At 65.3% G+C, this 22,209-nt stretch carries 23 protein-coding genes; 17 read left to right on the top strand and 6 right to left on the bottom strand.

Features of this window, described 5'->3' with window-relative positions:
• Nucleotides 1–156: 156 nt before the first annotated feature.
• Genes AiwAL_RS05610 through AiwAL_RS05635 form a run of 6 tightly spaced genes read left to right on the top strand, consistent with a single transcriptional unit; the run spans nt 157 to nt 6,226 of the window.
• Nucleotides 157–1,395: a CaiB/BaiF CoA-transferase family protein gene (locus tag AiwAL_RS05610; RefSeq protein WP_262312274.1), complete on the top strand. Its 1,239-nt coding sequence runs from the start codon at nt 157–159 to the stop codon at nt 1,393–1,395.
• Nucleotides 1,392–2,186 carry an enoyl-CoA hydratase/isomerase family protein gene (locus AiwAL_RS05615; protein WP_235702859.1) on the top strand — a complete coding sequence of 265 codons (795 nt, stop codon included), beginning with the start codon at nt 1,392–1,394 and terminating at the stop codon, nt 2,184–2,186. Before AiwAL_RS05610 ends, AiwAL_RS05615 begins: the two co-directional genes overlap by 4 nt.
• 60 nt (nt 2,187–2,246) lie before the next feature.
• Nucleotides 2,247–3,242, top strand: a complete 996-nt coding sequence (locus tag AiwAL_RS05620; protein ID WP_262312275.1) for a bile acid:sodium symporter family protein — start codon at nt 2,247–2,249, stop codon at nt 3,240–3,242.
• 7 nt (nt 3,243–3,249) lie between these two features.
• Nucleotides 3,250–4,443: an alanine--glyoxylate aminotransferase family protein gene (locus tag AiwAL_RS05625; RefSeq protein WP_262312276.1), complete on the top strand. Its 1,194-nt coding sequence runs from the start codon at nt 3,250–3,252 to the stop codon at nt 4,441–4,443.
• A 30-nt stretch (nt 4,444–4,473) separates the two neighbouring features.
• Nucleotides 4,474–5,805 carry an MFS transporter gene (locus AiwAL_RS05630; protein ID WP_235702856.1) on the top strand — a complete coding sequence of 444 codons (1,332 nt, stop codon included), beginning with the start codon at nt 4,474–4,476 and terminating at the stop codon, nt 5,803–5,805.
• Nucleotides 5,798–6,226 (top strand): heme-binding protein, encoded by a 429-nt coding sequence (locus tag AiwAL_RS05635; RefSeq protein WP_262312277.1) that lies wholly within the window; start codon nt 5,798–5,800, stop codon nt 6,224–6,226. The genes AiwAL_RS05630 and AiwAL_RS05635 overlap by 8 nt, the downstream gene beginning before the upstream one ends.
• Here AiwAL_RS05635 and AiwAL_RS05640 read toward each other — a convergent pair.
• The 3 genes from AiwAL_RS05640 to AiwAL_RS05650 form a co-directional block, all read right to left on the bottom strand.
• Nucleotides 6,210–7,103, bottom strand: a complete 894-nt coding sequence (locus AiwAL_RS05640) for a GDP-mannose 4,6-dehydratase (RefSeq protein WP_235702854.1) — start codon at nt 7,101–7,103, stop codon at nt 6,210–6,212. The two genes, AiwAL_RS05635 and AiwAL_RS05640, sit on opposite strands and share 17 nt — an antisense overlap.
• A complete protein-coding gene (gene gmd, locus AiwAL_RS05645; protein WP_235702853.1) occupies nt 7,103–8,080 on the bottom strand; it encodes a GDP-mannose 4,6-dehydratase in 978 nt (325 codons plus the stop codon). Before gmd ends, AiwAL_RS05640 begins: the two co-directional genes overlap by 1 nt.
• Before the next feature lie 226 nt (nt 8,081–8,306).
• A complete protein-coding gene (locus tag AiwAL_RS05650) occupies nt 8,307–8,972 on the bottom strand; it encodes an alpha/beta hydrolase (protein WP_235702852.1) in 666 nt (221 codons plus the stop codon).
• Between the two features lie 484 nt (nt 8,973–9,456).
• Between AiwAL_RS05650 and cysE the strand changes: the two genes are divergently transcribed.
• The 10 genes from cysE (at nt 9,457) to AiwAL_RS05700 (ending at nt 19,063) form a co-directional block, all read left to right on the top strand.
• Nucleotides 9,457–10,191 (top strand): serine O-acetyltransferase, encoded by a 735-nt coding sequence (gene cysE / locus AiwAL_RS05655; protein WP_235702851.1) that lies wholly within the window; start codon nt 9,457–9,459, stop codon nt 10,189–10,191.
• Nucleotides 10,169–11,338, top strand: coding sequence for a cysteine desulfurase family protein (locus AiwAL_RS05660; protein WP_262312278.1), 1,170 nt, complete (start codon nt 10,169–10,171; stop codon nt 11,336–11,338). Before cysE ends, AiwAL_RS05660 begins: the two co-directional genes overlap by 23 nt.
• A 9-nt stretch (nt 11,339–11,347) precedes the next feature.
• Complete coding sequence (locus AiwAL_RS05665; protein WP_262312279.1) at nt 11,348–11,680, top strand: ferredoxin family 2Fe-2S iron-sulfur cluster binding protein; 333 nt, start codon at nt 11,348–11,350, stop codon at nt 11,678–11,680.
• Nucleotides 11,681–11,683: 3 nt separating this feature from the next.
• On the top strand, nt 11,684–12,721 hold the full coding sequence (gene mnmA / locus AiwAL_RS05670; protein WP_262312280.1) for a tRNA 2-thiouridine(34) synthase MnmA: 1,038 nt from the start codon (nt 11,684–11,686) through the stop codon (nt 12,719–12,721).
• Nucleotides 12,722–12,821: 100 nt separating this feature from the next.
• Nucleotides 12,822–14,348: a Hint domain-containing protein gene (locus tag AiwAL_RS05675; protein WP_262312281.1), complete on the top strand. Its 1,527-nt coding sequence runs from the start codon at nt 12,822–12,824 to the stop codon at nt 14,346–14,348.
• Nucleotides 14,349–14,576: 228 nt separating this feature from the next.
• On the top strand, nt 14,577–14,894 hold the full coding sequence (gene hfq / locus AiwAL_RS05680; RefSeq protein WP_235702846.1) for an RNA chaperone Hfq: 318 nt from the start codon (nt 14,577–14,579) through the stop codon (nt 14,892–14,894).
• A gap of 6 nt (nt 14,895–14,900) precedes the next feature.
• Nucleotides 14,901–16,211, top strand: coding sequence for a GTPase HflX (gene hflX / locus AiwAL_RS05685; protein ID WP_262312282.1), 1,311 nt, complete (start codon nt 14,901–14,903; stop codon nt 16,209–16,211).
• The gene (locus AiwAL_RS05690) at nt 16,208–17,044 is read left to right on the top strand and encodes an inositol monophosphatase family protein (protein ID WP_262312283.1); all 837 of its coding nucleotides are present in this window, start codon (nt 16,208–16,210) and stop codon (nt 17,042–17,044) included. Before hflX ends, AiwAL_RS05690 begins: the two co-directional genes overlap by 4 nt.
• A 147-nt stretch (nt 17,045–17,191) precedes the next feature.
• Nucleotides 17,192–17,380: a hypothetical protein gene (locus AiwAL_RS05695; RefSeq protein ID WP_235702938.1), complete on the top strand. Its 189-nt coding sequence runs from the start codon at nt 17,192–17,194 to the stop codon at nt 17,378–17,380.
• Nucleotides 17,381–17,656: 276 nt separating this feature from the next.
• Nucleotides 17,657–19,063 carry an APC family permease gene (locus AiwAL_RS05700; RefSeq protein ID WP_235702843.1) on the top strand — a complete coding sequence of 469 codons (1,407 nt, stop codon included), beginning with the start codon at nt 17,657–17,659 and terminating at the stop codon, nt 19,061–19,063.
• On the opposite strand, the gene AiwAL_RS05705 is transcribed toward AiwAL_RS05700, so the two are convergent.
• Nucleotides 19,053–19,616, bottom strand: a complete 564-nt coding sequence (locus AiwAL_RS05705) for a DNA-3-methyladenine glycosylase I (RefSeq protein WP_262312316.1) — start codon at nt 19,614–19,616, stop codon at nt 19,053–19,055. The genes AiwAL_RS05700 and AiwAL_RS05705 overlap by 11 nt on opposite strands.
• Entirely contained in the window at nt 19,613–20,395 is a 783-nt protein-coding gene (gene mazG / locus AiwAL_RS05710; RefSeq protein ID WP_235702841.1) for a nucleoside triphosphate pyrophosphohydrolase, read from the bottom strand. The genes AiwAL_RS05705 and mazG overlap by 4 nt, the downstream gene beginning before the upstream one ends.
• A 100-nt stretch (nt 20,396–20,495) precedes the next feature.
• On the opposite strand from mazG, the gene msrP reads away from it, so the two are divergent.
• Nucleotides 20,496–21,449: a protein-methionine-sulfoxide reductase catalytic subunit MsrP gene (gene msrP / locus AiwAL_RS05715; RefSeq protein ID WP_262312284.1), complete on the top strand. Its 954-nt coding sequence runs from the start codon at nt 20,496–20,498 to the stop codon at nt 21,447–21,449.
• 130 nt (nt 21,450–21,579) lie between these two features.
• Here the strand turns inward: msrP and AiwAL_RS05720 are convergent, their stop codons facing one another.
• Nucleotides 21,580–22,017 (bottom strand): NUDIX hydrolase, encoded by a 438-nt coding sequence (locus AiwAL_RS05720; protein ID WP_235702839.1) that lies wholly within the window; start codon nt 22,015–22,017, stop codon nt 21,580–21,582.
• Nucleotides 22,018–22,209 lie beyond the last annotated feature (192 nt).

Below are 22,209 nucleotides of genomic sequence, written 5' to 3' on the forward strand. Positions count from 1 at the left end.
CTCGCTGTTTACCCGCTTGCCGTTCGGCGCGGAATAGCAAAATTGCATTCAAAATTGGTTATCTGCGGTAGTTTCGCTTGACATGTCCGCTCATTCAGGCAGTTTTGCATTCATAATTGAGGAAAGCCGCATATGAAAAAAGCCGGATCGCGGCCAATGCCATCAAACTCCGGGCCGCTCGCCGGGCTGAAAGTGGTCGATCTTTCGCACGTCATGGCCGGGCCGGTCTGCGGCATGATGCTGGCGGATATGGGTGCCGAGGTCGTCAAGGTCGAAAAACTGCCGGGCGGCGACGATACGCGGCGCTCGGTGCCGCCTTCGGTCGCGGGCGAATCGGCCGCTTTCATGATGATGAACCGGAACAAGCGCGGCATCGCGCTGAATCTGAAATCGCCCCAGGGCCGCGATGCGCTGCTCAGGCTGCTCGACCGCAGCGACGTGCTGATCGAAAACTACCGCAAGGGCGCGCTCGACCGCATGGGGTTCGGGTTCGACGCACTGCACGCGCGCAATCGCGGACTGATCTATTGCAGCATTTCCGGTTTCGGCCGCACCGGCCCCTATGCGGATCGCGGCGGGTTCGACCTGATCGCCCAGGGCATGAGCGGGGTGATGAGCGTAACCGGCGAAACGCCGGGCCGCGCGCCGGTGAAGGTCGGGCCGCCGATCACCGATATCAGCGCCGGAATCATCGCGGCGATGGGGATTCTCGCGGCGCTCAATCACCGGCATGTCAGCGGCCGGGGCCAGATGGTCGATACCTCGCTGTTCGAAGCCGGTATCACCTATATGTACTGGCATGCGGCGATCAGCTTCGCGACCGGCACGGCACCAGGTCCGCTCGGTTCGGGACATCCGCTGATGGCGCCGTATCAGGCGTTTCGCACTCAGGACGACCCGATCACCGTCGGCGCCGCGAACGAGGGCAACTGGAAGCGGCTGCTGGCGGTCCTGCACGCCGACGATCTCGCAACCGACCCGCGCTTTGCCGACAATGCCGGCCGCATGGCGCATCTGCCGGAGCTGGCGGCACGGTTGGAGACGTTATTCGGGCAAAAACCCGCCGCGGCCTGGCTCGCGGAGCTCGATGCCGCCGGCGTGCCGGCCGGCCCGGTGCTGACGGTGCAGCAGGTGGCGCAGGATGCGCAGGCCAAGGCGCGCGATATGATCGTCGAGACCGATCATGCGGTTGCCGGGCGCACCCGCGCGCTCGGCCTGCCGGTGAAGTTTTCGGCAACGCCGGGCAGCGTGCGGCACCCCGCGCCGGTCTATGGCGAACATACCGGCGAGGTTCTGAACGAACTCGGTTTTTCGGATGCCGAGATCGCGGCGATGATCGCGGCGGGTGCCGCGCATCAGGCGGGACCGAAGGACCGGCGGGAGGCCGCCGAATGAGCGCGGCGACGGAGCAGGACGATGATCTGCTTTACGAGGTGCGCGGGCGGATCGGCTATGTCACCTTCAACCGCCCGGCCGCGCGCAACGCGCTGACCTTCGCAATGTACGAGCGGCTCGCCGCGATCTGTACCCACCTGAATGAAAGCGACGATATCCGGGCGCTGGTCCTGGCCGGCGCCGGCGACAAGGCGTTTGCCGCGGGCACCGACATCAACCAGTTCCGCGCCTTCAAAACCCCCGAGGACGCGATCGCCTACGAGCAGCGCATCGATGACGTGCTGAAAGCGCTCGAAGCGTGCCGGGTGCCGACGATCGCGGCGATCAGCGGCGCCTGCACCGGGGGAGGTGCGGCGATCGCTTCAGTGTGCGATCTGCGCATCGCGAGCGCGGATGCGCGGTTCGGCTTTCCGATCGCGCGCACGCTCGGCAATTGCCTGTCGATCGCGAATTACGCGCGGCTCGCGGCGCTGATCGGCCCGGCGCGCGTGAAGGATCTGATTTTCACCGCGCGCCTGATCGGCGCCGAGGAAGCTGGCCGGATCGGGCTCGTATCCGAAGTCCTGGAAAACCGGGAAAAGCTGCTCGAACGCGCAGCGGCCTTGGCCGAAACCGTCGCCGGCCACGCACCGCTGACATTGCGCGTCACCAAGGAAGCACTGGACAGGATCGGCCGTCTGTCGCGCATCGCGGCGGAGGATCTCATTCTGACCTGCTACATGAGCGAGGATTTTCGCGAAGGGATGGACGCGTTCCTGACCAAGCGACAGCCGGACTGGCGAGGCAGGTAACATCGTCGCAGCCCGTCCGGTCGACTGAACAAAAGAATAAAAGAACAATGGGAGTGAAACATGAATATCGCCCGTTTCCTGTTCAACAAGATGATGCCGGTCTGGCTCGTCGTCTGCGGCATTCTCGGCTATCTTGCACCGCATCTCTTCATCAGGCTGGCACCCTACACGATCTACGATCTGGCGGGCGTCATTCTGCTGATGAGCCTGACGCTGAGCGTGGAGTCGATCAAGCCGGTCTTCACCAGGCCGAAAACCCTGATCGCCGGTTTTCTGATCAAATGGATCACCGTGCCGCTGGCGGCGATCGTCGCTGCACACCTGGTCTATAGCAGCCAGCCGCAGCTCGCCGCCGGCACCATCCTGGACGGGGCGACGCCGGCGGGCGTCACCTCCAACCTGTTCACCTTTCTCTCGCATGGCGCGGTGCCTTTGGCGATCAGCCTGACCTTCATCCACACGCTGCTGTCGCCTTTGCTGACGCCCGCCTTCACCGCGGCCTTCGCGCATAAATACGTCCATGTCAGCTTTTTCGCATTGTTCCACCAGATGCTGGTAATCGTGCTGCTGCCGCTGATCGTGGGAATCGGCGCACGCGCCACGCTGGGGGCGCGGCGAATCCAGGCCGTGCAGCCGGTGCTGCCGATGCTTTCGGCGATCTTGCTCTATATCCTGGCGCTCGGCCTGGTCGCGGCAGCGGCTCCGGCGATCGCGAAGAATCTGTCCTGGATTCCGATCATCGCCGTCACGACCTCGATCATCTGCATGGTCAATCTCGCGGTGGCCTATGCGCTGGCGAAATTTCTGCGCATCGACGAAGCGCATTCCCGCGCGATCATGTTCGATGTCGGAATCTACAATTCCGGCCTCGGCGCGGTGCTGGCCAACATCAATTTCGGACCCTTCGCGGCATTGCCCTGTCTGATGAACGCGCTGCTGAACATGATCATCGGTTCGATTCTCGCGAGCTATCTCGGCGGCAAGCCGGTCGATGACGAATTCGCCAATGATGGACTTTCGATGAAACCGGCATCGCCGCAATTCGGCGCGGAGTAGATCACGAATGAACGAAGCCCCCGCAACCCTGCATACCGGACGGCATTTCCTGCAAATCCCCGGTCCCACCAACGTCCCGGACCGGGTTTTGCGGGCGATCGACATGCCGACGATCGACCATCGCGGCCCGGAATTCGCGCGGCTCGGCCTTGCGGTGATCGACGGGTGCAAGCGGGTGTTTCAGACCGCTCAACCGGTGGTGATCTATCCATCATCGGGAACCGGCGCATGGGAAGCGGCGATCCTCAACACGCTGTCGCCGGGCGACAGAGTGCTGATGGCGGAAACCGGCCATTTCGCCACGCTATGGCGCAAGATGGCGGAAAAACTGAAACTCGGTGTCGAGTTTCTGCCGGGAGATTGGCGCCACGGCGCCGACCCCGCCACGATCGGCGCAAGACTTGCCGACGATCGGGGGCACGCGATCAAGGCGGTCATGGTCGTTCATAACGAAACGTCAACTGGAGTAACCAGCCGGATTCCCGAAATCAGGCGTGCGATCGATCAGGCGAACCACCCGGCGCTGTTTCTGGTCGATACGATTTCCTCGCTGGGCTCGATCGACTACCGGCACGACGAATGGGGCGTCGATGTCACGGTCGCCGGCTCGCAGAAGGGGTTGATGCTGCCGCCGGGGCTCGGATTCAACGCGGTGTCCGACAAGGCGCTGGCGGCATCGCGCGCCAATGCCAGTCCGCGATCTTATTGGGACTGGCAGGAAATCATCGCGGCGAACCGAACCGGCTACTGGCCCTATACGCCGGCCACGAATCTGCTGTACGGCCTGCGCGAGGCGCTCGCCATGCTGGAAGAGGAAGGGCTGGCTAACGTATTTGCCCGGCACGACCGTCACGCGGCGGCGACGCGGGCGGCGGTGCGCGCCTGGGGCATGGACATTCTCTGCGCGGATCCTCGGGAATATTCGAGCGCGCTGACCGCCGTGATGATGCCGCAAGGATACGACGCCGACCATTACCGCGGCGTCGTGCTCGACCGATTCGACATGTCGCTGGGAACCGGCCTTGCCAAACTCAAAGGAACGGTCTTTCGGATCGGCCATCTCGGCCACTTCAACGATCTGACATTGATGGGCACGCTGGCCGGGGTCGAAATGGGGTTCGATGCCGCCGGTGTGCCGTACACGCCGGGCGGAGTGATCGCCGCGATGAATAGCCTCACCGGCCGGGCGGAAAATCTGTAGCCACAAACACCGAAGATGGGAGGAAACGCAATGTCCGGTTCACTAACGACCACGCAGGCGACCACGGCGACCCCCAGGATAAAATCGATCCAGCGCACCGCCCTGACCATGCTGGTGATTTCCGGTTGCGTGAACTACATCGACCGGGCGACGCTGGCGGTCGCCAATCCGCTGATCCGCAAGGATCTCGGCTTGTCGATCGCCGATATGGGCTATCTGCTTTCGGCGTTTCTGTGGTCCTACGCCTTCGCGCAATTGCCGATGGGCGCGATGGTGGACAAGTTCCGCCCGCGCCGGCTGCTCGCGATCGGCCTCGCTCTATGGTCGCTTGCCCAGGTGGTCAGCGGGCTCGTCCTGAATTTCGGCGAGTTCTATGTGGCGCGCATCGCGCTCGGCATCGGCGAGGCGCCGCAATTTCCCTCGGCAAGCCGGGTCACCCGCGACTGGTTCAATCCGCGCGATCGCGGCTTGTCCTCAGGGATTTGGAACACGGCGGGACCGTTGGGCACCGCGATCGGGGTGCCGATTTTGACCGCACTGATGCTGAGTTTCGGCTGGCGCTGGATGTTCATCCTGATGGGAATCGTCGGCCTGCTTCTCGCGGCGATCTGGTTCACGATCTACCGCAACCCGCGCGACATTCAACTAACGCCCGAAGAGATTGCCTACCGCACCGAGGGCGACCCGCCCAACCAGCGCACCCACATGACCTTCCGCGAATGGCGGATGCTGTTCCGCTTCCGCACCACCTGGGGCATGATTCTGGGCTTCTTCGGCTGCATCTACATGACCTGGATCTATTTCGCCTGGCTGCCGGGATATTTCGAAATCCAGCGGCACATGAGCGTGGAATATACCGGCATCGCCGCGGCGATTCCGTTCCTCTGGGGCGTTATCGGGTCGCTGTGCGGCGGTTACCTCGCCGATGTCCTGGTCCGTCGCGGCCTCACCGCGGTCAACAGCCGGAAATATCCCGCGGGCCTCGCCTTGATCGGCACGGCGGGGTTCACCGTGGCGGCCGCCTACGTCACCAGCAACAATCTCGCGATCGCTTTCATCTCGGCGGCGATCTTCCTGCTCTATATCACGAGCACCTGCTCATGGGCGCTGAGTTCGGTGGCGGTTCCGCAGAATCTCACCGCCTCGGTCGGTGCGATGCAGAATTTCGGCGGCTATCTCGGCGGCGCGCTGGCGCCGACGGTGACAGGGCTGATCGTCCAGGGCACCAAATCCTTCGTGCTCGCTTTGGTGGTCGGCGCCGTGGTCTGCATCGTCTCCGCCGCGTCCTATATTTTCATCGTCAAGGACACGATCACCACCGCCGATATCGACCGCCTCGGCCAGCCACCCGCTCATGGATAGGCTCGATGTTCGAACGGCGCGGACCCTGGCGACCGCCGCGATCGAGACGGCTCATGCCGAATACCGGCAGCGGCCGATCTGCGTTGCGGTCTGCGACGCCGATGGATTTCTCATCGCTTTCCTGCGTGCCGACGGCGCGCCGCTGCGCAGCATCGATATCGCCCAGGGCAAAGCCTATAGCGCCGCGCGCATGGGTGTGAGCACGGCGGCGTTTCTGGAGCGCATCCATCGCGAACACATCCAGCCCGGATATTTCTGCGATGCGCGCCTCACCGCTCTCCCCGGCGGCAATGTCATCAGGAATGCCAACGGAAACATCATCGGCGCCATCGGCATCAGCGGGCTCACGTCCAGGGAAGATCAGGCGATCGCCGATAGGCTCGCAGAAGCCATGACCACCGGATCTATTCGGGCGGACTGACGAAATCGAGCCCGTGCTCGGGCCGCCAGCCCAGCGCCTTCCGTGCGGCCGAGGCATCGCCGACCGCGCGGGGAATATCCACCGGGCGCAGCCGCGCGGGATCGACCTCGACGCGGATCGGCACCGAGGCGCGGGCGATCATCCCGGCCAGAATGTCACCGATCCGGCGCGGCGTCCCGGAAGCGAGATTGAACACCGAGCCGTTCGGCAAGTCGTCGAACCGCGCGAGGCCGAGCGCATAGGCGCGCACCACATCGGCCACGTGAAGGAAGTCGCGCTCCGGCTCCAGATTGCCGACCCGCACCACCGGTTCCTGCTCGCCCTGCTCGATGCGCCGGATCTGTGCTGCGAAAGCCGGGATCACGAAGGCTTCCGACTGCCCCGGCCCGGTATGGTTGAACGGCCGGAACCGGATCACCCGCAATCCCTGCTCCGCCGCCATCGCGCCGAGCGCGAGATCGGCCGCCGCCTTGCTCGCCGCATAGATGTTCTGCGGCGCGAGCGGCGCCGTCTCGTCGAGCGCCGCGCCCGCGCGGAAACTCGCGCCATAGCATTCGGCGCTGCTCACATAGATCAGCCGGCATTCCGGCACATCATCGAGAATCGCCCGCGCGAGGTTGAGCGTGCCGCCGAGATTGACCGCGAAGGTGCGGTCGGGGTCGCGCCGCGCGTCCGGCACGGCGGCGACTCCCGCCAGATGCACGCAGCCATCCGGCCTGAACGATGCAACCGCCTGCGCCACCGCCGCGCGATCGGCGACGTCGAATCGGTCGGCGCATAACGCGGCCTCGGGAAACCGCGCTTCCAGCTCCGCCGTGAGATATTGCCCGACGAAGCCGTCCGCCCCGGTGACCAGAATGCGCGCGGGCGACGCCATTAACGGCGCGCCTTCAGCCGCGCGATATCCGCCTCTACCATCTCGGCGGCAAGCTGTTCGAGCGTCACTTCCGCCTGCCAGCCCAGCGCCTCGCGCGCCTTGGATGGATCGCCCAGCAGCATCTCGACCTCGGCCGGGCGAAGCAGTGCCGCATCGGTGCGCACATGGTCCGCCGCACGCAGCCCGGCGGCCCCGAACGCCAGGTCGCAGAATTCGCGCACGCTCGCGGTCCGCCCGGTCGCGATCACGTAGTCGTCCGGCTGGTCCTGTTGCAACATCAGCCACATCGCGCGCACATAGTCGCGCGCATGGCCCCAGTCGCGCTTCGCGTCCAGATTGCCGAGGGTCAGATGATCGGTCAGCCCCAGCACGATCCGCGCGACGCCGTGGGTGATCCTGCGGGTGACGAATTCGATGCCGCGCAGCGGGCTTTCATGGTTGAACAATATGCCGGAGGAGGCGTGCATCCCGAAGCTCTCGCGGTAATTCACCGTCATCCAATGGGCGTAGAGCTTCGCCGCGGCATAGGGGCTGCGCGGATAGAACGGCGTCGTCTCCGATTGCGGGGTTGCCTGCACCTTGCCGTACATCTCGGACGACGACGCCTGATAGAACCGCGCGTCCGGCCGCGCGATCCGCACCGCCTCCAGCATGGTCACCGCCCCAAGGCCGGTCACCAGCCCGGTCAGCGCCGGCTGCTGCCACGATGTCGCGACGAAACTCTGCGCCGCGAGATGATACACCTCATCCGGCTCATGGGTCTGCACGATGCGGATCAGGCTGCCCAGATCGGTCAGGTTGCCTTCGACCAGGGTGATCCTGTCGAGCACGCCGAGCCAGCGCAGCCGCTCGCCGATCACGTCCGACGAGGCCGAGCGGCGCATCACGCCCACCACCCGATACCCCTGGTTCAGCAAGAATTCGCTGAGATACGCGCCGTCCTGCCCGGTCACGCCGGTAATCAACGCCGTCCGCATGAACCTTTTGCCCCCTGTTGCCGATACCGCGCCCATGCTTCCGACATCTCGTGCGGTTTCACAAGGTTTCTGGCCGCGCGCGACGCCCCGGCGACGACGGTTTCGCTGCCGAGCAGCAGGCTGCCGGTTGCGTGCCATCGAGAGAGATCTGGCGCGAGACACAAAAAACCCCGGCCGATCCGGCCGGGGTTTTGCCTTGAAACGGAATATCCGGCCCGAAAAACGGTTAGTCGGCGGCGAGCGCCATATGCTTGCGGGCGATCTCGCCGCTGACATAGGATTCGACCGCCGCGCCGATCGCGTCCGCGTGATGCGCGAACACGTGGTCGGCGCCCGCAAAAATCCGGTAATCGACCGAAACGCCCTTCTGGGTGTTGAGCTTGTCGACCAGCTTGCGCACCGAGGCTTCGGGCACCAGCTCGTCGGCGTCGCCATGGATCATCAGCCCGCCGCACGGGCAGGGGGCGAGAAAGCCGAAATCGTAATGCGCCGCCGGCGGCGCCACGCTGATCCAGCCGGAAACCTCGGGTCTGCGCATCAGCAATTGCATACCGACGAAGGCGCCGAAGGAATAGCCGGAAATCCACAGCCCGCCATGGCCGGGGTTGAGCGCCTGCATCCAGTCCAGCGCGGCGGCGGCGTCGTTGATCTCGCCCATGCCGCCGTCGTATTTGCCTTGGCTGCGCCCGACGCCGCGGAAATTGAACCGCATCACCGAAAAGCCGAGCCGCTGGAACACCTGATACATCGTATAGGTGACGCGGTTGTTCATCGTCCCGCCATGCAGCGGATGCGGGTGCAGCACCAGCGCAAGCGGCGCGCCGCGCTCCTTGGCATGGTGGTAGCGTCCTTCAAGTCGGCCATCCGGCCCGGCAAACATCACTTCAGGCATCGTCTTATTGAACTCTTTCTCACTCGCGACTGACGAAAATCGGCCAGGGCAACCACCCTGTCCCATGCTCCCGACATATCAGGATAGACAACGGCGGAAACGCCGGCCCGCGCCATCGACTCTCGTGGCGCATCCCCACCGGCCCGGCTTGCCGCCGATCATGTCCTCGATCACGGTTTCCTAGATCCCGTGCATCTCCGTGGCCGGTCTTTCGATTCGACATATAATCATCATCGACCCATTATTGACCGGCCTGGCCTGCATACCTACTCTCCTGTGATCCTATGCGTCTGGACCCGTATCGTTCGAACCAGTATCGTCAATCCGTCCAAAAAGGGCGCTGCCGAACCGCCATCGGGCGATCGATACGCCCGCCGCGCCCTCGGCGCGCAACTTTGTTCCGCTTCGCCGCCCTTGCCGGCCAACCAACGATAAGGTCACAAACTATACTGCATCGTCCTGAGTTTTCCTACGGAAATGTCGCATGACCCGCATGTTTTTGCGTGAGACCATCCAGACCTACCGCCAGCGCGACCCTGCCGCGCGTTCGGATATCGAGGTTCTGCTCTGCTATCCGGGGCTGCACGCGGTCATGTGGCACCGCCTGGCCCACGCGCTCTGGACCAGGCGGCTGCGCCTGCTCGGCCGCATGGTGTCGCATTTCAGCCGGATGGTGACGGGGATCGAGATCCATCCGGGGGCGGTGATCGGCCGGCGCTGCGTCATCGACCACGGCATGGGCGTGGTGATCGGCGAGACCGCCGAACTGGGCGACGATGTCTATCTGTACCATCAGGTCACCCTGGGCGGCACGTCGAGCGAAACCGGCAAGCGCCACCCCACGGTGGGCGACAACGTCATCATCGGCGCCGGCGCGAAGGTGCTGGGCGCGATCCGCATCGGCGACAACGCCCGGATCGGCGCCAATGCGGTGGTGGTGGCCGAGGTGCCGGCGAACACCACGGTGGTCGGCATCCCGGCGCGGCCGGTCGATCGCCCGATCGAGCGTGCGCCGGCCGGCCAGCGGCCGAAGGTGCGGTTCGACCCCTACGGCACGCCGTGCGACCCCTGCCTCGATCCGCTGCTGCACGAAATCGACACGCTGCGCTCTGAACTGACCGATCTGGAGGCACGGGTTGCCCGCGCGGAATCGCGCAAATCAGATAGAAGCGCGGAATCGCGCGAATCGAGCGCCGATGACGCCGTTCGCCGGGGCTGAGCCGCTCTATCTCGACGCCAACGCTACCGAGACGTTGCGCCCGGCGGCGCGCGCGGCGCTGATCGCCGCCCTCGTTCTCGTCGGCAACCCGGCCTCGGTCCACGCCGAAGGCCGCGCGGCGCGGAGTCTGCTGGAAAAGTCGCGCGCGGCGATCGCTCGGCATTTCGGCGCAAGGCCCCAGGATGTGGTGTTCTGCTCCGGGGCGACCGAGGCCGATGCCATGGCGATCCATGGATTAGGCTCAAATCGCCCGATCCTGATCGGCGCCACCGAGCACGACGCGGTGCGCGCCGCCGCGCCCAATGCAACGACAATCCCGGTCAACGCCGACGGCACGATCGACCTCGCCACGCTCGACCGCCTGCTTGCTCGGCAAAACGGCGCCCTGGTCTGCCTGATGGCGGCGAACAACGAGACCGGAGTGATCCACCCGATCGCCGAGGCCGCGTCACTCTGCGCCGCCCATGGCGCGATCCTGCATGTCGATGCGGTGCAGGCGGCTTGCCGGCTCGATTACGACTACCTCGCGTTGGGCGCCGCAAGTGTGGCGATCTCGGCGCATAAGCTCGGCGGCCCGAAAGGCGCGGGTGCCCTGCTGGTCGCCCCCGCCCATGCCGATGCGCTGGCGCCGCTGATCCGGGGCGGCGGGCAGGAGCGGGGCCGGCGCGGCGGTACCCAGAATCTGCCGGCGATCGCCGGTTTCGCCGCCGCCCTGGACACGGCCCAGCTCGGCAATGTCGCCCGGCTCGCCGCCTTGCGCGACGCGATCGAGGCGGGCGCGCGGGAGGCGGGCGCCATCGCGGTCGGCGCCGACGCGCCGCGCCTGCCCAACACGACCTGTCTTGCCCTGCCGGGGCTTTCCGCCGAAACCCAGGTGATCGCGCTCGACCTCGACGGAATCTGCGTCTCCGCCGGCTCGGCCTGTTCCTCGGGCAAGGTCGCGCGCAGCCATGTCCTGGACGCGATGGGGCTCGGCGCGCTGGCCGGCTGCGCGATCCGGGTTTCCCTGCCATGGAACGCGAGCGATACCGCCCCGGCGCGCTTCCTCGCCGCATATCGGCGCCTCGCCGCGCGCGCCTTGCGCAAGCGGGACGGTTTCTCTACGTCGCCCGAAGAACGGGCGGTCGCAGAGCCCGCCATCATTTAAGGATTGTCGATGCCGAGCATGAGTTTCATCGAGCGCGATGGCACGCGCCGCACCGTGGATGCGCCGATCGGGCTGTCGGTGCTGGAGATCGCGCATAAGCACGGCATCGACATCGAAGGCGCCTGCGAAGGCTCGCTCGCCTGCTCGACCTGCCACGTCATCGTCGATCCCGACTGGTACGCGAGGCTCGCGCAAGCGTCCGAGGACGAGGAGGACATGCTCGACCTCGCTTTCGGCCTGGAAAAGACCTCGCGCCTCGGCTGTCAGATCGTGATGTCCCCGGCGCTCGACGGGCTGGTCGTGCGGCTGCCCGCCGGCGTGCGCAACGCCCAGTTCGGCTGAACCATGCGTATCGTCGTCGCCATGTCGGGCGGGGTGGACAGCTCGGTGGTCGCCGGGCTGATGCACGAGGCCGGGCACGAGGTGATCGGCGTCACGCTCCAGCTCTACGACCACGGCGCCGCGTCGGGCCGCAAGGGCGCGTGCTGCGCCGGCCAGGACATCCACGACGCCCGCAACGTCGCCGACCGGCTCGGCATCGCCCATTACGTGATCGACGCCGAGGCCGCGTTCCGCGAACGGGTGATCGGCGATTTCGCCGAGTCCTACGCCGGCGGCAGAACCCCGGTGCCCTGCGTGCGCTGCAACCAGCACCTCAAATTCGGCGATCTTCTCGGCCTCGCGCGCGATCTCGGCGCCGAGGCGCTGGCGACCGGCCATTACGTCCGCCGCGAGGATGGCCGAAACGGCCCCGAACTGCACCGCGCCGCCGACGAAGCGCGCGATCAGTCCTGGTTTTTGTTTGCCACGACGCAAGCGCAGCTTGCGTTTGCCCGTTTCCCCCTGGGATCGATGCCGGACAAGGCGCGGGTCCGCGCCGAGGCCGCGCGGATGGGACTGCCAGTCGCCGAAAAGCCTGACAGCCAGGATATCTGCTTCGTCCCCTCCGGCTCCTATGCGGATATCGTCGGAAAATTGCGCCCCGAAGCAACGTTTCCCGGCGATATCGTCGACGGCCAGGGCACCGTCCTCGCCCGGCACGACGGCATCGCCCGCTACACGGTGGGGCAGGCGAAGCGCCTGGGCGCCGCATCCGGCCAGGTGGTCACGCATATCGACGCGGAGCGCCGGCGCATCGTGGTCGGTCCGCGCGATGCCGGGTCGCGCGCCGTCCGCTTCGCCGAGGCGAACTGGCTGATCGACCCGCCCGAGGCACCGATCCGCGCCGCGGTGAAGCTGCGCGCGCGCGAAACCCCGCGGCCGGCGACGATCGACGCGCTGAGCGGCGTGGCGACTCTCGACACTTCCGCGCTCGCCGCCCCCGGTCAGGCCTGCGTGGTCTATGACGGCACGCGTGTATTGGGCGGTGGATTTATCGTTTAGGTTGTTACAGCCTTGATTTTTTCTATTTCGTCTCTTTATAATCATTGACGGATCGTCGCGAGATCGTGATAATAACCGGCATAATCCGAGGAGACGGGCGATGTCGGGATCCACGATTACGCCGGGCGGTACCGTTACGCTGACCACGTCGCTGAGCGGGAATATCACCTTCACCAATCAGGGCACCGATAGCGGGGTTCTGCTGATCGAGCCGGGCGCCCTGCACTACGGCCCGTCGACCACGAATGTCGTCGCCACCTATCTCGGCGGCAATATCGACAATTTCGCGCCGGGCGACACGATCATCCTGGCCAATCTGGAACAGGATTACGTCAATTTCGACAAGGCGCCGAGTTCGGCGCAGAACAATGCGAGTTTCGATAGCGGTATTTCCTTCGCTGCTGCAGCCGGGGTGCAGCTTCTCGTCCTGCCAGGGAATACGCTCGAGGAAGTTGCATTCGGCATCACGTCGGCGCTTCCGGCATCGCTGGCGAGCGTCGCCGGCCCCTATCTTGAATCGATCGACGAGGCTTTGTTCGGCGTCAAATCGCTGAACGCCACCCTCACCATCACCCCCACCTTCGAAGCGGGCAGCACCACCGTTGTCGATGCCGTCATCACCGCCAGCGGCACGATCAACCCGCCCTGTTTCGCGGAAGGCACAAACATCGCGACCCCGCATGGCGAGATTCCGGTGGAGCACCTCGCCGCCGGCGATATCGTCCGCACCGCCTCTGGTGCTGAGAAAAAAATCGTCTGGATCGGCCATCGCAGCCTCGATTTCCGCAGGCATCCGAACCCCGAGCGCGCCCGGCCGATCCGCATCGCGGCCGGCGCCCTGGCGGACGGCGTGCCCGCGCGCGATCTCCTGGTCTCGCCCGACCACGCCTTGTTCCTCGACGGCGCCCTGGTCCAGGCGAAGGACATCGCCGATGGCGTGCTGATCGCCCAGGAGCACGACTGCGCGCGCGTCACCTATTACCATGTCGAACTCGACCGCCACGACATCCTGCTCGCCGAGGGTGCGGCCGCCGAAAGCTTTCTCGATACCGGCCATCGCGGCCTGTTCGAGAATTCCGCCGAACCCGTCACCCTGCACCCCGACCTGATGCAGATCGTCCGCGAAATTCAAGGTTGCGCTCCGCTGATCACCGGCGGCACGGCTCTCGCGCCGATCCGCGCGCGCCTCGCCGCGCGCAAGGCGGAACTCGGCTACGCCCTCGTCGAAACCACCCCCTGGCTGCGCGCCGATTCGATCATTCTCGCCCCGGCGGAGCGCAGAACCGGCACGCTGCGCTTCACCCTGCCGCGTCCGGTGCGCCGGGTCGAGCTGGTCACCGGCAGTTTCGTCCCGGCCGAGACCGATCCCGCCTCATCCGACCATCGCCGGCTCGGCATCGCGCTCACCGCCATCGTGCTGGACGGCAAATCCATCCCGATCGAACGGGCGATCGCCCCGGCGCAGCGCCATCCGCGCGCCGCGCACGACGCAGCGGTCTGGACGCGCGGCGATGCATGGATCACCCTGCCGCGCGCCGGGCGCGAACTGGTCCTGACCTATGCCGCGATCGCCAGCCACTGGCGCCGCGACGAGAGGGTCGCCGGGCGACAGCGCCGGCAACGCTGACGCAACTGTCGTCGTTCCGCCACGCCGCCAGGCTTTGTGCGCCACCCCGTGCCGCCGAGGCTGGTTTCGCCCGATCATCAGGCTATAATGGCGAAGCGCAGCCGCTTTCGTGCCACGCAAGCGGTTGCGCGAAACTCCCGGTGCCGAGGTTTCCGGCCTTGGCGCTGTCCAACGCAACCATCGTCCCCCGGCTTGCTCGGGCGACGACAAGAACATAAGGATTCCGACGTGGCCACCGAAAAATCTCAGAACGTGCAGGACGTTTTCCTCAACCACGTTCGCAAGAGCAAAACCCCCGTGACGGTGTTCCTGGTGAACGGCGTCAAGCTTCAGGGCGTCATCACCTGGTTCGACAATTTCTCCGTGCTGCTCCGGCGCGACGGGCATACCCAGCTCGTCTACAAGCACGCGATCTCCACCGTGATGCCGGGCGCACCGATCCAGTTGTTCGACGCGACCAAGGCCGAGACCGGAGCCGCCCCGGCGCAGAACCCCGCCACGCTCAGCCTGGCGCGCGGCGGCGACGCGGAGCGAGACGATGAGTAATCAGGCTTGACCGCGCCGACCGAGGCGGCGCCCCAGCGCGCCGCCATCCTGCTCCCCTGGGAGCATGGTTCGCGGCGCGACCGCCTGCGCGAGGCCGAGGCACGGCTCGCCGAAGCCATCGGCCTCGCCGCCTCGATCGGGCTGGTCATCGCCCACCGGGACATTCTGCAAATCCGCTCCCAACGGCCGGCCACCTTGTTCGGCGAGGGTCAGGTCGCGCGCATCGGCGCCGCCATCGCCGAGGCCGAGGTCGGCGTCGCCGTGGTCGATTCCGCGCTCAGCCCGGTGCAGCAGCGCAACCTGGAACGCGCCTGGAACTGCAAGGTGATCGACCGCACCGGTCTGATCCTGGATATTTTCGGCGAACGCGCCCGCACCGCCGAGGGCGTGCTGCAGGTCGAACTGGCGCATCTGGCCTATCAGCGCTCGCGCCTGGTCCGTTCCTGGACTCACCTTGAGCGCCAGCGCGGCGGCTTCGGCTTCCTCGGCGGCCCCGGCGAAACCCAGATCGAGGCGGACCGGCGGCTGATCACCGATCGCATCGCCCGGCTCAAGCGCGACCTCGACGATGTTCGCCGCACCCGCGCCCTGCATCGCGCCGCACGCAACCGCGTGCCCTATCCGGTGGTCGCCCTGGTCGGCTACACCAATGCCGGAAAATCCACTTTGTTCAACGCGCTCACCGGTGCCGCCGTGCAGGCCGAGGACCAGTTGTTCGCCACCCTCGATCCCACCATGCGGCTGATCGTCCTGCCGTCCGGCCGGCAGGCGATCCTGTCGGACACGGTGGGCTTCGTCTCCGATCTGCCGACCGAACTGGTCGCCGCCTTCCGCGCCACGCTGGAGGAAGTCGCCGCCGCCGACATCATTCTCCATGTCCGCGACGCCGCCCACCCGGACAGTGCCGCCCAGCGCGCCGATGTCATCGCCGTGCTCGACAACATGGCCGCGTCGGGGATGCTGGACGCCGGCTGGCAGAACCGCAGCTTCGAGGTTCTCAACAAGATCGACCTTCTGCCGCCGGACCATCGCGACCTGCCTGAAACCGACGCCATCGCCGTCTCTGCTTTGTCCGGCGAGAATCTGCCATCCCTGCGCGCGGCGATCGACGCGCGGCTCGCCCGCTCGATGCATCTGATGACCTATGCGCTGCCTTCGTCCAATGGCGCGATCCTCGCCTGGCTGTATCGCCACGGCGAAGTCACCGCGCGCGAAGACGATGGGGATCGCATCACCGTCTCGGTCCGGCTGCGGCCCGAGGACCGCGCCCGCTTCGAGAACGATTTCGCGCCCGCCATTCTGGCCCCCGCTTCGTGAGTCTCGGCGATGCCGACATCCGCGCCATCGCGGCGCTGATGCGCGACGTTGCATGTGCCGAAATCATGCCGCGCTTCGGCCGCATCGGTCCGGCCGATCTGCGGACCAAAGCCGGCCCGCTCGACCCGGTGACGATCGCCGACGAAGCCGCCGAACGCACGCTGATCGCGGGGCTCGAACGCCTGTTCCCCGGCGCCGCCATCATCGGCGAGGAAGCCGTTTCCGCCGATCCCGCCCTGATCGATCGCGTGCGGGAGCCAAAACCCGTCTTCGCGATCGACCCGATCGACGGCACCCAGAACTACGCCGCCGGTCTGCCTTTGTTCGGCGTGATGATCGCGCTGATCGAAAACGGCACGACCACCGCCGGACTGATCCACGACCCGCTGCGCGATGACACCGTGGTTGCCCGCGCCGGAGGCGGCGCGTTTCTGCTGCTCCGGGACGGCGCGACAACGCGCTTGCACGTCGCTGACCCTGTGCCGCTCGACCGGACGATCGCCTCGGTCTCCTGGCAATACATGTCAGAACCCGAGCGCTCGCGCGTGCTGCGCAACCTGGCCAGACTGGGCCAGATTCCCAATCTGCGCTGCGCCGCCGCCACCTACCGCGCCATCGCGATGGGCCATATCCATGCCACGCTGTCGCGCCGCACCCTGCCATGGGACCACGCCGCCGGCGCCCTGATCGTCGCCGAAGCCGGCGGCCATGTCCGCAAACCTGACGGCGAACCCTGGCGTCCCGCCGAGCTTGACGGCGGCATCCTCGCCGCCCAAGACGAGGAAAGCTGGCACCTGCTCCGCGAGGCGCTGTTCGACAGCGAAGCGGCTTAATCTTTTCGATTTTGCAACATCGGCTTGACGTTCTTGTATCTCAACGTTCTGAACTCTACCGTTGAACTTGAGTTAGGCCGCATGGACAAACCGAATCCAGAGTTTGATGGATGAGAGCAAGGCGAAGCCGAGGAAACTACTTGATGTTTGATCGTAGCGGGTTGCGATGCGGCGATTATTTTTCAATTTGTTGAAGCATCGCTCGATCCGGTCGCGATCCTGCGCAACTGGGAGCAGAACCGGGTGCAGATGGACCGCGCGGCGATCACGCTGATACGCATCCTCGCCCGCGAACCGAAAGCCGCTCTTCGCGCCCTGCGCCGCGACGACGCCTGACCCACAAACCCCATCACCGCCCGTCCGCGAATTTTTATTGACGGGAATCGCTCCTCTTGGCACAATTATTTCGCGAGTTGCGGCAATTTCTGCTTTCCAGGTGCCAGATGATCGGATGCAGGCTGCATGAACGACCGATCGCGCCCCCGGTGCATGACCGGAGGGGCGAATTGCTGATCCTCTGCGCCCGGATCGGCTACAGCCCGCACCAATCCTGACCGACCGTCAAACGACCCGCACGGGTCGATGGAATCTTCAGTCAGGAGGCACATCGTCATGAGTGAGCAGGCAACATCCGCGCCGGCGCAATCCCTGAAAAAGGGCTCCCTCAACCTCGTCGAACTCACCGGCCTGTCGCTCGCCAACATGGCGCCGGCTTACAGCGCCTTCACCACGATCGGCCTCATCGTCGCGACCGTCGGCCTCGGCGCGCCGCTGCTGTTCGTGATCGCCGGCGTCGCGACGATCTTTCACGTCAACAGCACCGCCGAATATTCGCGCAAATGCCCCAGCGCCGGCTCCTACACCTGCTTCGTGTCGCGCACCTTCGGCGATTACGTCGGCGCCTCGATCGGTGTCTTCTTCGCGTTTTCCTGGATCGTCTCGCTCGCCTCGGTCTATGTCGTCATCGGCAACTGGACCATGATCATGCTCGACAAGTTCATGGGCATCAAAGTGAATTTCGTCGTACTGACCCTGATCTTCGCCGCGCTGACCATCCTGTTCTGCATAAGGGGCGTGGTGATTTCATCTAAAATGGCGATCTCGCTGTTCATCTTCGAACTCGTGATCCTGTTCGGTTCCGGCGCCGCGCTGGTGATCCTCAATCCGCATTTCGTGAATTTCCGTCCGTTCTCGTTCTCCTCCTTCAGTTCGGGACTCAAGGGCATCGGCCTCGCCTTTCCGCTCGCCGTCTATCCGTTCATCGGCGCGAGCAATGCGGCGGCAATGGCCGAGGAAGCTCAGCGCCCGCATGCGACCATCCGAAAGGCCGTGTTCGCCGCGGCGATTTTCGCAACCTTCGCCTATGTCTTCTGCGCCTGGTCAACCGTCGTCGGATTCCGGTTCGACACGAAAGCCCTCGCCCATACCGACTTCCCGATGATCTCGGCGGTCGGGCTGAATTTCGGCGGCTTCGTGTTCGTCATGTATCTCGCCGGTCTGACCAGCACGCTCGCCCTTCTGCTCGCCTCGACCAATGCCGGCGCACGGATTTTCTTCAATCTCGGCCGCGAGGGCCTGTTCCCGGACTGGATGGCCCGGATTCACCCCCGTCATCGGACACCCTCGGCCGCGATCCTGTTCGTCGGCATCGGCTGTACCATCGTCGCCGTCGTTCTCGGCGGCGTCTACGGCCCGATCAACGCCTTCAACTGGCTCGGCACCATCGGCACCATCCCGCTCATCCTGGTCTATATCCTGGTGAATATCGGCCTGCCGATCTACTTCAAGCGGGAATATCCCGCCGAATTCTCGGTCTTTACCCACGTGGTTCTGCCGGTTCTCGGCATCCTGGCCTATATCATCCCGCTCTGGTCGATCGTCGAGCCGGGCCAGCCCGCCCCCTATAACAGCTTCGGCTGGCTCACCCTGCTTGGCCTGATCCTCGCGATATTTTACGGAATCTACGTCAACAAAACCCAGTCCCACCGGCTCAATCTCGGCATTTACGTCAAGGAGTAGCGCTTCGGCGAAAGCACCCCGCCGCGTGGTCGTCAACGATCCCCACCGCCTGCATCCACGCATAGACGATCACCGGCCCGCAAAACTTGAAGCCGCGCGCCTTCAGCGCCGCCGAAATCGCGTGCGATAACGGCGTGTTTGTCGGCGCCGTGACCCCGTCGCCCCTTATCGGCGCGCCGCCCGCCATGCCCCAGACGAATTCCGCGAAATCCTCGCCGGAATCCCGCATCGCCAGATAGGCTTTTGCCCCGCCGATCGTCGCCTCGATCTTCGCCCGCGCGCGGATGATCCGCGCATCGCCCATCAACCGCTCCACATCGTCCGGTCCGAACCGAGCGACGATCTCCGGCTCGAACCCCGCGAACGCCGCGCGAAACCCCTCCCGCCGGTGCAAAATCGTCCGCCACGACAGCCCGGCCTGAAACCCTTCCAGCATGAGCATTTCCCACAGCGCGCGGCCGTCGCGCACCGGAATACCCCATTCGCGGTCGTGATAGGCTTCCATCACCGCATCGCCCTCGGCCCAGCCGCAGCGCGCCAGCTTGCCCATCATTCCGCCGCCTTCACCGTCCGCCACAACCCCTCCATCTCATCGAGACCGGCCTGATCCGGCGTTCGCCCTTGCGCCGCCAAGGCCGCTTCGACCCCGCGAAACCGCCGCTCGAATTTCGCGTTGGCCCGCGCCAGCGCCGCCTCGCCATCCACCCCGAGCTTGCGCGCCAGATTGACCATCACGAAGAACAGATCGCCCAGTTCGTCCTCGATCCGGTCCGCATCGCCGCCCGGCAGTTCGACGCGCAGTTCCGCGATCTCCTCGTCGAGCTTGTCGAGCACCGCCTCGGCATCCGGCCAGTCGAACCCGACCCGTGCCGCCCGCGCCGTCAGTTTCTTCGCCCGCAGCAGCGCGGGAATCGTGGTCGCGATGCCGTCCAGAACGCCGGGCAAGGCGCGCAGAGAGCGTTCCCGCGCCTTGTCCGCCTCCCACGCGCTGGTCTGCGCCGCCGCGTCCCGCGCATCGGCATCGCCGAACACATGCGGATGCCGGCGGATCATTTTCCCGACAATCCCTGCCGCCACACGCTCGAAATCGAACCAGCCGCGCTCCTCGGCGAGCCGCGCGTGATACACCACCTGGAACAGCAGGTCGCCCAACTCGTCGCGCAGCGCGGATGGATCGTTTTTCACGATCGCATCTGCAACCTCATAGGCCTCCTCGACCGTATAGGGGGCGATGGATGCGAAATCCTGCTCCCGATCCCACGGACAGCCAGCGACAGGGTCGCGCAGCATCGCCATGACATCGATAAGCCTTGCGATTGAAGGAGCGGTCATGCGGCCTCGTTCAGGATCAATTGACATCGGCGCGAGAACACGCCGGCGTGATGCGCGGGCATCGCGGAATAGACTAAAGTAACCGCCAAGGAGAACAACCATGCACCTGATCCGCAAACGCGACTGGGATCTGCCCGAAGCGGCGGCAACCCCGGAAGCCTTCGCCCTGAACCGCCGCGCGGCGATCGCGGTCATGGGTGGTGCCGCGCTCGGTTTCGGCGGCATCGGCGATGCGCTCGCCGCCGATGTACCACCGCCCCAGGGCTATTCGCCCTCAGCGCTGCGCTTCGACCCCGGCCGCGCGCTCACGCCGAAAAAAAACGTCGAAACCTACAATAATTTCTACGAATTCGGCCTCTCGAAAGACATCTGGCGCGCCGCGCAGAAACTGCCCACCGAACCCTGGACCGTCAAAATCGACGGCCTGGTGGAAAAACCCTTCACAATCTCGTTCGACGACCTGATGAAAAAGGTCAAAACCGAAACCCGCATCTACCGCCATCGCTGCGTCGAAGCCTGGTCGATCACCGTGCCCTGGCAGGGCTTCGCGATGAGCGATCTGGTCAAAATCGCCAAGCCCTTATCGTCCGCGAAATTCCTCCGCTTCACCACGCTCGCCGATCAAAAGGTGATGCCCGGCCTCGCCATTCCGTTTTTCCCCTGGCCCTATCACGAGGGGCTGACCATGGCGGAAGCGACGAACGAACTCGCCTTCGTCGGCACCGGGCTCTATCACCAGCCCATGCCCAAGCAGGACGGCGCGCCGATCCGCGCGGTGCTGCCGTGGAAATATGGCTTCAAATCGGCGAAATCGATCGTGCGGATCGAATTCGTCAAGGACCAGCCGAAAACCTTCTGGCAGCAGACCAGCCCGGACATGTATGGGTTCTGGGCCAACGTGAACCCGAAATACCCGACCTTGCGCTGGAGCCAGGCGCGCGAACGCATCATCGGCACCGGCCAGGTCGCGCCGACGCAAATCTACAACGGCTACGGCAAATGGGTCGCCGCGCTCTATGCCGGCATGAAGCAGGACAAGAAATTGTTCATGTGATACCGGAAGGCCGCAGGGTTGAACGGTATCGCGCGCAGGGTTGGCGTGGCGGCTGCGCGCCAAATCAATGACTTCCAGTTTTCAAGAATTTAGGTCCGGTCTGGTGCCTTTGTTTCACGTGAAACAAACGTCATCTATTCTGACCTAATGTTAGTCGCGCGGCGGCGATGATCCGCCGCGCCTCGGACCATAAATCATAAGCGTCGAACTCCGGCTCCGAAACCCAGGCGATATCGGTCACATCGCCGCCCGCGCGTGCGGCGCCGCCCTCATAACGCGCCGCGAAATCGAGAATGGTGTAATGAAACTGCACCCTTCCGCCGGCGTCGCGATGGATCGAATCCACATTTCCGGCCAGCACCAGCGGCCCGACCGTGAGTCCGGTTTCCTCCAGCAATTCCCGCCGCGCGGTGGCTTCCGCCGTCTCGCCCAGCTCCTGCCCGCCGCCCGGCAGGCTCCACGCCCCCAGAGCCGGCTTCTGCCCGCGCCGCACCAGCAGCACGGATTCGCCGCGCAGCACCACCACGCCTACCCCGACCCTCGGCGCATCAGGATACTCGCGGCTCATGGTGATTGACCCCCGCTGATGTCGCAAGGGGGCGTTGCCCCCTTGCATCCCTCATCAAAGGCGGAGCCTTTGAAATCCATAAATGCGGGCTTTGGCGGGCGGGGCCAGAATGGGCTCGTCGCGCTTGCCAGCCCCGCCCACCAAAGCCCGAAACTAACGGGTTCTAAGGGCTCAGCCCTTAGCGGGGTGCAG

This window comes from Acidiphilium sp. AL, from assembly GCF_025499445.1.
In the GTDB taxonomy this organism is placed as follows: Bacteria; Pseudomonadota; Alphaproteobacteria; order Acetobacterales; family Acetobacteraceae; genus Acidiphilium; species Acidiphilium iwatense.